This window comes from Nonomuraea sp. NBC_00507 (assembly GCF_036013525.1).
Taxonomy (GTDB): domain Bacteria; phylum Actinomycetota; class Actinomycetes; order Streptosporangiales; family Streptosporangiaceae; genus Nonomuraea.
Genome location: NZ_CP107853.1, coordinates 10,911,436 through 10,921,654, shown reverse-complemented (window position 1 = coordinate 10,921,654; position 10,219 = coordinate 10,911,436). Strand labels below are relative to the sequence as shown.

Below are 10,219 nucleotides of genomic sequence, written 5' to 3'. Positions count from 1 at the left end.
CGAGGCCGTCCTCCGGGTGAGCGCCGTGAAAGGCCACGGCCGAGTCTTTGCTGAGCGACACCGGTAGGAGCCGGTCCCTCGGGAAAGGAGACCGGCTATGGACCAGGAGAAGGTGAACGAGTTTCTGGGCCGGTTCGTGGCCGACCTGGCGGCGACGGAAGCCGCCGGCTCCGTCGTGATCGGCCAGCGGCTCGGTCTCTATCGGGCGCTCGCGGAGGGGCCCGCGACGCCCGAGGAGTTCGCCGAGCGCACCGGTTGCCACCAGCGTTACCTCACCGAGTGGCTGCGCGGCCAGGCCGCCGGCGGGTATATCAGCTACGAGCCCGAGACCGGCCGCTTCTCGCTGACCGAGGAGCAGGCGTACTGCCTGGCCGACCCGAACGGCCCCAACCTGCCGGCCGCGTTCCTGATCGCGCTGGGCATGTTGCGTGCCGAACCGCGGATCACCGAGGCGTTCCGCACCGGTGAAGGCTTCGGCTGGCACGAGCACCACGAGGACGTCTTCGTCGGATGTGACGCGTTCTTCCGGCCCGGCTATGCGGCCGAGCTGATCCCGCACTGGATCCCGGCGTTGGACGGGGTCGACGAGAAGCTCACCGCCGGGGGCCGCGTGGCCGACCTCGGCTGTGGCCTCGGCTCGTCGTCGCTGCTGCTGGCAGAGGCGTACCCGCGGGTCACGGTCGCCGGCTCCGACTACCACGCCGATTCGATCGCGCTGGCACGCAAGAAGGCCGCGGAGGCCGGGCTCAGCGACCGGGTGAGCTTCGAGGTGGCCACGGCGCAGACCTTCACCGGGTCGGGCTACGACCTGGTGACCATGTTCGACTGCCTGCACGACATGGGCGACCCGCTCGCGGCCGCGCGCCGGGTGCGGGAGGCGCTGGCTCCGGACGGCACGTGGCTGCTGGTGGAGCCGAACGCCTCCGACAAGGTGGAGGAGAACTTCAATCCGGTGGGACGGCTGTACTACAGCGGCTCCACGTTCCTCTGCGTGCCCAACGCTCTGTCTCAGCCGGGCGGCTACGCGCTGGGCGCGCAGGCCGGCGAGGCGGCGATGCGCGAACTGATCGCGGAGGCGGGCTTCACCCGGTTCCGGCGGGCCACGCAGACCGCGTTCAACATGGTCTACGAGATCCGGCCGTAGGGCGGCCGCGAGCGGGCGCCGGCCGCGTCAGGAGGAGCTCAGATCGCCGGGTCGAGGCGGTAACCGGCGCCGCGCACGGTCTGGATGTTGTCGCGGCCGAACGGCCGGTCCACCTTGTCACGCAGGTAGCGGACGTAGACGTCCACCACGTTCGAGCCGCCGTCGTAGGCGAAGTCCCAGACGTGCTCGATCAGATGGGTGCGGCTGAGCACCTCGCCGGGCCGCCGCATGAACTCGTGCAGCAGCGCGAACTCCTTCGGCGACAGCATGATCGCCGACTCGCCGCGCCGCACCACGTGGCTGACCGGGTCGAGGGTGAGATCCCCGACCTCGAGCACGGCCGGCCGCTCGTGCGGGTCGCGGCGGGTCAGCGCCCGCAGCCGGGCGTACAGCTCCGACAACGCGAACGGTTTGGTGAGGTAGTCGTCGGCGCCCGAGTCCAGGCCGCGGACGCGGTCGGTCACGGCGTTGCGCGCGGTGAGCATGAGCACCGGGGCCCAGCGGCCCGCCGCGCGCATCCGCCGGCACACCTCGAACCCGTCGGGAGCGGGGATCATCGCGTCGAGCACGACGGCGTCGTAGTCGTTCTCCGTGACGCTCCACAGCGCGTCCTCGCCGTTGCCCGCGGCGTCGACGGCGTAGCCTTCGCGGCGCAGCCCGCGGATCAGCATGCGAGACATGCCGGGATCGTCCTCCACGACCAGCACCCTCATGATTCCACCCTAAACGTCCGTCAGGCGAGCAGGTCGTCGATCGTGCGGCGGGCGCCGTTGATGGCGATGGCGAAGCCGATGTTCTGTGCGTCGCCGGCGGCGGCCGTGTTGATGCCGACGATGCGGCCGGAGGCGTCCACGAGCGGGCCGCCGCTGTTGCCGGGGTTGATGGCCGCGTCGGTCTGGATCACGTGCTGCAGGCGCGCTCCCGCGTCGGTCTGGACGGTACGGTCCAGCGCGGACACGATGCCCTCGGTCACCGTCGGCCCGCCCGGCAGGGCCAGAGCGTTGCCGATCGCGATGACCGGGTCGCCGACCTTCAGCGTCGAGGAGTCCCCGAGCGGCGCGACCGGCAGGCCGGTGGCGTTCACCCGCAGCACGGCCAGGTCGGCCGCCGGGTCGCTGCGCAGCACCTTCGCCGTCAACGTCCGCCCGTCCCGCAGCGTGACCGTGATGGCCTGAGCGCCCTCGACGACGTGGTTGTTCGTCGCGATGAGGCCGCCTGCGGCGAGCACGAACCCGGTGCCGGTGCCCTGCTCGGCGACCGGCTCCATGAGCGCGTTCACCCCGGCGGAGCGGGTGCGTACCGTGACGATCGACGGCTCGATCGTGGCCAGGATGGCGGGTGCGTTCACCGCGGCCCCGGACACCGCGGGCGCGGCGGCGGCAGGCGTGTTCGCCCTGGCGACGTCGCGGCCGCCCAGATAGCCTCCGGCGCCGGCGGCCGCCACCGCGGCGACGATGGCAAGGGAAGCGGCCAGCACCCGGCCGCCCGCCCGCCGCGACCGGTGAGAGCGGACGTGGGGGGCGGGCTCGGGGTGGACGTGCGACTGGCGCGGCTCGAAGGTGGGGACGCTCATGACAGGCTCCTCGGGTGAGATCCGGTCTTCGTGACTTCAGGATGTGAGCCCGTCGATGAGAGGCAGATGAGAGCCGTCTCGGCCCGATCGGGCGGATTGTGCCAGGCTGTGCACGTGCGGCTGCTACCAGCCTCGATGCGGGCCCGGGTGACCCTCGTCACCGCGGCGGGGGCCGCCTGCGTGCTCGCCGTCTGCCTCGCCCTGCTGTACACCGCACTCGACCGCCAGCTCTGGGCCGCCATCGACGCCGGGCTGACCGCCCGCGCCGGCGACCTGGCCGTGGCGCTCGAGGTCGGCGACGCTGTCGCGCTGACCGACGACCCGATGGCCCAGCTGTATGGCCCTGACGGCGGCGTGCTGGCCGGCTCCGCCGCGCTGCGGGAGCGGCGGCTGCTCACCCCTGAACAGGTCCGCCAGGCCGTGGACGGGACGCTGGCCACCCGGTCGCTGCCGCTCGGGGAGGACGGCGAGCCGGTCTCCGTCCGGGTGCTGACCGAGCGCCTCGGCTCCGGCGTGCTGGCGGTCGCGGTGTCGGCCGAGCCCGTCCACACCGCCCGCGATCGGTTGGCGCTGGTGCTCTTCATCGCCGCGCCCCTGCTGGTCGGCGCGCTGGCCATCGGCGCCTGGGCGGTCGTGCGTGCGGCGCTGCGGCCCGTCGACGCCCTGACCCGCGAGGCCGCCATCATCTCGTCGCTGGAGAGCGGCAGCAGCCTGCCCGCCGTGCCGGGGGACGACGAGATCGCCCGGCTCGCCCGCACCCTCAACGACATGCTGGCCCGGCTCGGCGTCGCGGCCGAGCGCGAGCGGGCGTTCGTGGACGACGCCAGCCACGAGCTGCGCACACCTCTCGCGGTGCTGCGGGGCGAGCTGGAGTTGGCACTCGACGCCATCGGCGACGACCGCGAGGTCGAGCAGTCGCTGCGGGCCGCGCTCGGCGAGGCGGAGCGGCTGTCGCGGCTGGCCGACGACCTGCTGCTGCTGGCGCGGGCCCGGACGGGCGCGCTCGTCGTCCGCACCGAGGCCGTGGATCTGCTCGACCTGGCCGCCGCCGAGGCGCGTCGTCTCGGGCCCGCGCTCGGCCTGCGCATCGAGGCCTCCGGCGAGCCCGTCGTGGTGAACGCCGACCCCGAGCGGCTCCGGCAGGTCCTGGCCAACCTGGCCCGCAACAGTGCGGCCGCCGGGGCGGGCACCGTGCGGATCCGGGTCACGGGCGAGCGCGAGTCGGCCACGGTGGAGGTCGCCGACGATGGGCCCGGCTTTCCCGACGGCCTGCTCGACGCGGCGTTCGCCCGTTTCACCAGAGGCGACGACGCCCGCAGTGGCGCGGCGCCCGGCGCGGGACTGGGCCTGTCGATCGTGCGGGAGGTGGTCATCGCGCACGGCGGTTTCGTCTCGGCCCGCAACGGCGCGCCCCTCGGCGGCGCCGTGGTCACCGCCCGCCTGCCGCTGACCTAGGCGCCCTTTCATCCGGTTCTCATGCGCGGCCCGGCACGATCGAGCCATGCAGACCGATCACCACTTCGGCCGGTCCTGGCGAAGCCGCTGGGAGCGTCATCCGGGGGTCCGCACCGGCAGCCGGCTCACCCTCGGCGAACGGGCGGCCGACCGGACGCGGCTCGTCATGGGGTCGTGGCCGTTCGTCATCACTTTCCTCGTCGTGCTCGCCGTCTGGATCAGCGGCAACGGGCGGCACGGCTTCGACCCGTATCCGTACATCCTGCTCAATCTGGTGCTGTCGTGCCTGGCGGGACTGCAGGCGTCCGTCCTGCTCATCGCAGGCAGGCGCAGCGACCAGGTGGCCTCCGAGCTCGCGATGCACGACTACCAGACCAACAAGAGCACGGCCGTGGCCATCGCCTCGCTGCGTTCCGAGGTCGCCGACCTGGCCGCTCAGCTGGCCCGTGTCGAGGCGTTGATGAGGACACGGCTCTAAGCCGCGCTGCGCCGCAGCGTCACGCGGCCGCCGCGCTGCCTGCCGCCCCTCACCGCGCACGTGGCAATGAGCCGCCGCGTCGAGGTCGTGAACTCAGCGGTGGCGGGCGGCGGCTCGGGTGTGGGCGTCGGCCAGCAGGGAACGCGCCTGCTCGCCGGGGTTGAGGATGGAGATCCACCCCTGGACGGCGTACACAGGGTGTGGCAGGACCCGGTCCGTGACCGTGTAGTCGAAGCCGGCGTGACGTTCGGCGTGCGCGGCCGGAGGGTAGCCGAGGAGGCGCTCGAACGCGGCCCGCCCGGCGGCCACGTTGAGCCGGAACACCTCCGGCCTGTTGAGGTCGGAGGCGGTGTCGAAGCCGGGGTAGTCCTTGGTGACGATCGTGGCGAACGGCTGCTGCCGCTCGGGCACCTTGCCGTCCGGGGCGTAGTAGACGAACGTGTCTCCCCACGCCACTTCCGGGGCCTCGGTGCCGGGACCCGCGGTGAAGACGACGACGCCGGGCAGGCCGGTGACGAAATCGATGATGTCCTTCTCGGTCATGCCTTGAAGTCTGTCATTGAACGACCCTGTGAGACTTTGCGCGCAAAAGTCAAGGAAATCGGCCGCCAACCCTCAATGCGCGGCAAGCTCCGGGACGGGCACGTAGTCGTGGCGCATGCCGTGATCACCGAGCCACCGGCGCAGCCCCGCCACCGCCGCCGGGTTGGCCGCCACCTGGGCCGCGTACTCCGACAGCGCCACCTCCTCCCCGTCGTCGAACAGCAGCCGCGCGGGCCCCGACCACGACAACGTCCACTTGGCCTCGCCGAGCTGGATCAGCACCGCCTCGAGCGCCTGGCCCAGCACTCCGGCGAGCAGGGTGTCCGACGGGTTCCAGCCCAGCTCGCGCAGCCGCTCCTCCAGCTCGGCCTGCCGTCCGCGCGCGATCGCCTCGAAGGCCGCGTCCAGGTACGGTCGCGCCGCCCCCATCACCCGCTGACCGGCCACCGCCAGGTCGTGCAGGGCCTCGGCGTTGCGGCCCGCGTACATGCCGTGCGCCACCAGCTCGTCCCACGGCACCGGCCGCAGTCCGGTCAGCGCCTCCGGCGTCCACATGGACCGCTCGACCGCCTGCACCGCCACGTTCGCATCACGCAGCAGGGTCAGGGCGGAGCGCGGGTCGGGCACGTGCTGCGGCTCCTGTAGGTGCTCGATGGCGGCCAGCCGCTCGACGAGGCTCGGGTGGGAGTCGTACGGCGAGACCTCCTCCGGCTCCTCGCCCAGCTTGGTGATCTCGGCCTGGCGGGCGGGATCGCTCATCATCGCGTGGAAACCGCCGAACACCGAGGCGGGACGGGCCCCGCCCGAGCCCGTCAGCGACAGGTAGTGGTTGACGTACAGGTCCCAGCCCAGCGCGGTGGCGTGGATCTTGCGCAGGGCGCCCGCCATGGCCTGCCGGCCGCCGATCGCGACCGCGAACTGGTCGGCCTCCAGCTCCTGCTTGCGTGAGACGGCCTGCGATGCGCGTAGGTAGAGCTTGGCGTACCAGGAGAACAGCCGCTGGATGAACGGGTGGTTGCCCAGCCCCTGGACCGTGGCGATGAGCGAGACCCGGCCCCGGTAGACCGGCGCGCCCAGGCGGGTGTGGGCGCCGCTGTAGTGGCCGAGCTCGTGCCCGAGCACCGCCCGCATCTCATCCACCGTCAGCGTCTGCAGCAGGGGCAGGCCGACGAACATCCGCCGCCTCGTCGCCCGCAGCCCGAGCCAGCGCGTGTCCTCCGACACGGCCGCGTTGACCTCGGGGACCAGCCGGATCTCGTCCGGCGGCGCGGTGCGTACCCGCTGGGCCAGGTCCTCGACCGTCTGCCATAACACGGGCTCGTGCTCGCGCCCCACCGGCACGCCCGGCTGCTCGCCACCCTGGCGGCGGCTCACCATGAAGAGGGCACGGACGAGCGCGCCCGCCGCCAGGGTGAGCACGATCGCGATCTTGACGGTGTTCGCGTGGAAGTCGACGAGCAGCATGACGTCGAAGAAGATGGCGGCGGCCAGGATGAGGCCGACAAGGACGTAGAAGCCGGCGAGCAGGGCGAAGGCCAGCACCGCTCGAAACGCTGTGGTCATGGGGGAGGGCTCCCAAGGAAATGGTTTCTCGCGATGCTCGACCTTAGCGGAGTCGGGAAACTGGATAAAATTACTGATACAGATGTCGTACTACGACCAGCATGACCAGGAGCGTTGGGTTCCGGAACCTCCCGGCAATCCTGAACGAGCCGCGTTCGAACGCGACCGCGCCCGCGTCCTGCACAGCGCCGCACTCCGCAGGCTGGCCGCGAAGACGCAGGTCGTGGGCCCTGGCGAGACGCTCGGCGGCGGCCAGCACATCCCGCGCACCCGGCTCACGCACTCCCTCGAGTGCGCCCAGGTCGGCAGGGAGATGGGGGCCACCCTCGGCGTCGACCCCGACCTGGTGGAAACCGCCTGCCTGGCGCACGACCTCGGCCATCCGCCGTTCGGCCACAATGGCGAGGTCGCGCTCAACGGCCTGGCCGCCGCGTGCGGCGGGTTCGAGGGCAATGCCCAGAGCCTGCGCCTGCTCACCAGGCTGGAGGCCAAGGTCCTCACCGAGGACGGCCGCAGCGCCGGGCTCAACCTGACGCGGGCGGCGCTCGACGCTTCCATCAAATACCCCTGGACATGCGAAAAGTCGGCCAAATTCGGTGTTTATGACGACGACCTGCCCGTGTTCCGGTGGATCAGGAAGGGCGCCCCGGAGGGACGGGTGAGCTTCGAGGCGCAGATCATGGACTGGGCCGACGACGTCGCCTACTCCGTCCACGACCTCGAGGACGCCCTGCACTCCGGCCACGTCACCCCCGAAGCGCTCCAGTCGCCCACCGAGCGCCGGCACGTCTGCGAGATCACCCGCACCTGGTACGCCCCCGGCGCCGACCTCAACGAGCTCGAGGAGGTCTTCGCCAAGCTGATCGCCGACAAACTCTGGCCGCGGCGCTTCGAGGCCACCCTCGCCGACCTGGCCGGGCTCAAGGCCCTCACCAGTGGCCTCATCGGCCGCTTCTGCCGCTCCGCCCAGGCCGCCACCAGAGGGGTGTACGGCTCCCGCCACCGCGCCGACCTCGTCGTCCCGCACGCCACCCGGCTGGAGTGCGCGCTGCTCAAAGGCGTCACCGCCCACTACGTGATGACCACCGAGGACCACCACGCCAACCAGGCCAGGCAGCGCGAGCTCATCACCGAGCTGGCGTCCCTGATCACCCTCGGCGCGCCGGGCACGCTGGAGCCCGCCTTCCGCCCCGCGTACGCCGAGGCTCGCGACGACGCTGCCCGCGTCCGCGTGGTCATCGACCAGATCGCCTCACTGACCGACACCTCGGCCGTCGCCTGGCACCGCCGGCTCTCGCGCTGACCCCCTCGTGCTGACCAAGGTTTGCCAATGAGGCTGGTCACCTGACAGAACCCGCTTTCCGGATCTGCGCGGCGGGCGGATACTGCGCCCATGGCCACATATGTGATCGTCGGAGCCGGGCTGGCCGGGGCCAAAGCCGCGCAGACACTGCGCGAGGAGGGCTTCGACGGCGAGATCGTGCTGATCGGTGCGGAAACCGAACGGCCCTATGAGAGACCGCCCCTGTCCAAGGACTACCTCCAGGGCAAGAGCGAACGAGAGAAGATCTTCGTGCACGCCCCCGAGTGGTACCCGGACAACGGCGTGGACCTGCGGCTCGGCATTCCGGTCACCCGCATCGAGCTCGATCACCATGTGGTCAGGCTCGGCAATGGGTCGCGCCAGCCGTACGACAAGCTGCTCATCGCCACCGGCGCCACGCCCAGGCGCCTGCCGGGGCCCGGCCACTACCTGCGCACGGTCGACGACAGCGAGACGCTGAAAGAACGCTTCGAGCAGGCCGAGAGCGTGCTCATCGTCGGCGCCTCCTGGATCGGCCTGGAGACCGCGGCGGCCGCCCGTGCCGCCGGCCGTGCCGTCACCGTCGTCGAGCCCGAGCCCACCGCGCTGAACCGGGCACTCGGCCCCGAACTGGGCGACGTGTTCGCCCGCATGCACGCGCGTAAAGGCGTCGACCTGCGCTTCGGCACCGCCGCCGCGGAGATCACCGACACCGGCGTGCGGCTCAGCTCCGGCGAGCGGCTCACCGCCGACCTCGTCGTGGTCGGCATCGGCGCCGTGCCCGAGGTCGGGCTCGCCCGCGACGCCGGGCTCGAGGTCGAACAGGGCGTCCTCACCGACGCGGCCCTGCGGACCTCGCACCCGGACGTGTTCGCGGCCGGCGACGTGGCCGAGCCCTTCCACCCCCTGTACGGCCGCCGCCTGCGCGTCGAGCACTGGGCCAACGCCCTGCACGGCGGCCCCGCGGCCGCCCGCTCCATGCTCGGCCAAGAGGTCGCCTACGACGCGATCCCGTACTTCTACACCGACCAGTACGAGCTCGGCATGGAGTTCTCCGGCGACATCGAGGGCTACGACGAGATCGTCTACCGCGGGGACGTCGAGAGCCTGGAGTTCGTCGCCTACTGGCTGCGCGACAGCCGGGTGATCGCCGGAATGAACGTCAACGTCTGGGACGTCGTCGAAGAGATCCAGGAGCTGATCAGATCACGCGCCATCGTCAACCCTAAGGAGTTGGCGACGGGGCAATCGTGACCGCGGCCGGGCCTTCTTCGTCGCCGGTCTGCGGCTCCGGCCGGCCGTCGTTCGCGACCTTCTTCGATGAGCACTGCACGGTGCAGCGCGGGGTCTCCCCCAGCCTGCCGCGCAGCGCCAGCGTCTCCTCGCGGGGCGAGAGCGTGCGGTTGCCCGACTGCCAGGCGTCCAGATAGTCCCACGGCTCGACCATGCCCCTGCGTACCCACCACAAGGACGGACCGGTCTTCCACGAGATCGCGAAATAGAGGTTGGGGCCGGTGTCACGGGCGTTGCCCGACCGGCCCACCCGCCCGAGCAGCTGTCCGGCCTTCACCCGCACGCCCGGCTTGACGCCGTCGGCCACCGTGTCCAGGTGGCCGCCCAGGTAGCGGACGCCGTCGTCACCGATGATCGTGACGAACCTGCCCTCGCGGTCGGCGCCCACGTCCGTGGACGGCCGCCACTTGTTCTGCGTGTTCACCTCGTCCACCACGCCGCCGATCGGCGCCACGAACGCGCATCCCTCGCCGGCCCAGATGGTCGTCTTGGGCAGCACGAGCAGCTTGCGCTGGTAGGTCGTCTTGCAGCCCTTGACCGGGAACGTGTAGGTGTATTTCGACAACTTCGGCGGCGGCACCTTGACCGGGTCCTCGCCCTCCGGCGGCTGTTCGGCGGCCTGGTGCTCGGCCGACGGGCTGGGCGTCGGGATCGTGGCCGTGACCGCAGGAGTGCCCGTCGCCGGGGCGGTGGAGGGCGACTGGGCGCTCACGCCCGCCAGGCCGGTGGCCTGGGTGCAGGCGCCGGTCAGCAGCAGCGCGCCTGCCATGGCCGCCCATCGTCCGAGATGCCCCGATCGCATGATCTCCACCCGCGTCACCGTTTCCACCGACAACCTTTACCTTTGTAGCCGACCGGGGACCCGCG

The 10,219-nt window shown here is 71.7% G+C and carries 10 protein-coding genes; 5 read left to right on the top strand and 5 right to left on the bottom strand.

Annotated elements, in window-relative coordinates; genetic code table 11:
- The first annotated feature begins 97 nt into the window (after positions 1–97).
- Complete coding sequence (locus tag OHA25_RS52135) at positions 98–1,144, top strand: class I SAM-dependent methyltransferase (RefSeq protein WP_327584287.1); 1,047 nt, start codon at positions 98–100, stop codon at positions 1,142–1,144.
- 38 nt (positions 1,145–1,182) lie between these two features.
- Here the strand turns inward: OHA25_RS52135 and OHA25_RS52130 are convergent, their stop codons facing one another.
- Entirely contained in the window at positions 1,183–1,857 is a 675-nt protein-coding gene (locus OHA25_RS52130; protein ID WP_327584286.1) for a response regulator transcription factor, read from the bottom strand.
- A 20-nt stretch (positions 1,858–1,877) separates the two neighbouring features.
- A complete protein-coding gene (locus OHA25_RS52125; protein WP_327584285.1) occupies positions 1,878–2,717 on the bottom strand; it encodes a S1C family serine protease in 840 nt (279 codons plus the stop codon).
- Between the two features lie 114 nt (positions 2,718–2,831).
- Here OHA25_RS52125 and OHA25_RS52120 point away from each other — a divergent pair, with 114 nt between their 5' ends.
- Both OHA25_RS52120 and OHA25_RS52115 read left to right on the top strand, forming a co-directional pair.
- Positions 2,832–4,172 carry a sensor histidine kinase gene (locus OHA25_RS52120; protein ID WP_327584284.1) on the top strand — a complete coding sequence of 447 codons (1,341 nt, stop codon included), beginning with the start codon at positions 2,832–2,834 and terminating at the stop codon, positions 4,170–4,172.
- Between the two features lie 46 nt (positions 4,173–4,218).
- Positions 4,219–4,650 (top strand): DUF1003 domain-containing protein, encoded by a 432-nt coding sequence (locus OHA25_RS52115; protein WP_327584283.1) that lies wholly within the window; start codon positions 4,219–4,221, stop codon positions 4,648–4,650.
- A 93-nt stretch (positions 4,651–4,743) separates the two neighbouring features.
- Here the strand turns inward: OHA25_RS52115 and OHA25_RS52110 are convergent, their stop codons facing one another.
- Together OHA25_RS52110 and OHA25_RS52105 are read right to left on the bottom strand one after the other, a co-directional pair.
- Positions 4,744–5,193 (bottom strand): DUF6194 family protein, encoded by a 450-nt coding sequence (locus OHA25_RS52110; RefSeq protein ID WP_327584282.1) that lies wholly within the window; start codon positions 5,191–5,193, stop codon positions 4,744–4,746.
- Between the two features lie 72 nt (positions 5,194–5,265).
- A complete protein-coding gene (locus OHA25_RS52105; RefSeq protein WP_327584281.1) occupies positions 5,266–6,756 on the bottom strand; it encodes a M48 family metallopeptidase in 1,491 nt (496 codons plus the stop codon).
- 82 nt (positions 6,757–6,838) lie between these two features.
- On the opposite strand from OHA25_RS52105, the gene OHA25_RS52100 reads away from it, so the two are divergent.
- Positions 6,839–8,059, top strand: a complete 1,221-nt coding sequence (locus tag OHA25_RS52100) for a deoxyguanosinetriphosphate triphosphohydrolase (protein ID WP_327584280.1) — start codon at positions 6,839–6,841, stop codon at positions 8,057–8,059.
- A 90-nt stretch (positions 8,060–8,149) separates the two neighbouring features.
- On the top strand, positions 8,150–9,313 hold the full coding sequence (locus OHA25_RS52095; protein WP_327584279.1) for an NAD(P)/FAD-dependent oxidoreductase: 1,164 nt from the start codon (positions 8,150–8,152) through the stop codon (positions 9,311–9,313).
- Here the strand turns inward: OHA25_RS52095 and OHA25_RS52090 are convergent.
- Positions 9,285–10,181, bottom strand: a complete 897-nt coding sequence (locus OHA25_RS52090; RefSeq protein ID WP_327584278.1) for a M23 family metallopeptidase — start codon at positions 10,179–10,181, stop codon at positions 9,285–9,287. The genes OHA25_RS52095 and OHA25_RS52090 overlap by 29 nt on opposite strands.
- Between the last annotated feature and the right edge of the window lie 38 nt (positions 10,182–10,219).

Coding starts and splice junctions, on each gene's coding strand:
- OHA25_RS52095 (WP_327584279.1), top strand. CDS start 8,150: ATGGCCACATATGTGATCGTCGGAGCCGGGCTGGCCGGGGCCAAAGCC.
- OHA25_RS52105 (WP_327584281.1), bottom strand. CDS start 6,756: ATGACCACAGCGTTTCGAGCGGTGCTGGCCTTCGCCCTGCTCGCCGGC.
- OHA25_RS52110 (WP_327584282.1), bottom strand. CDS start 5,193: ATGACCGAGAAGGACATCATCGATTTCGTCACCGGCCTGCCCGGCGTC.
- OHA25_RS52125 (WP_327584285.1), bottom strand. CDS start 2,717: ATGAGCGTCCCCACCTTCGAGCCGCGCCAGTCGCACGTCCACCCCGAG.
- OHA25_RS52100 (WP_327584280.1), top strand. CDS start 6,839: ATGTCGTACTACGACCAGCATGACCAGGAGCGTTGGGTTCCGGAACCT.
- OHA25_RS52115 (WP_327584283.1), top strand. CDS start 4,219: ATGCAGACCGATCACCACTTCGGCCGGTCCTGGCGAAGCCGCTGGGAG.
- OHA25_RS52130 (WP_327584286.1), bottom strand. CDS start 1,857: ATGAGGGTGCTGGTCGTGGAGGACGATCCCGGCATGTCTCGCATGCTG.
- OHA25_RS52135 (WP_327584287.1), top strand. CDS start 98: ATGGACCAGGAGAAGGTGAACGAGTTTCTGGGCCGGTTCGTGGCCGAC.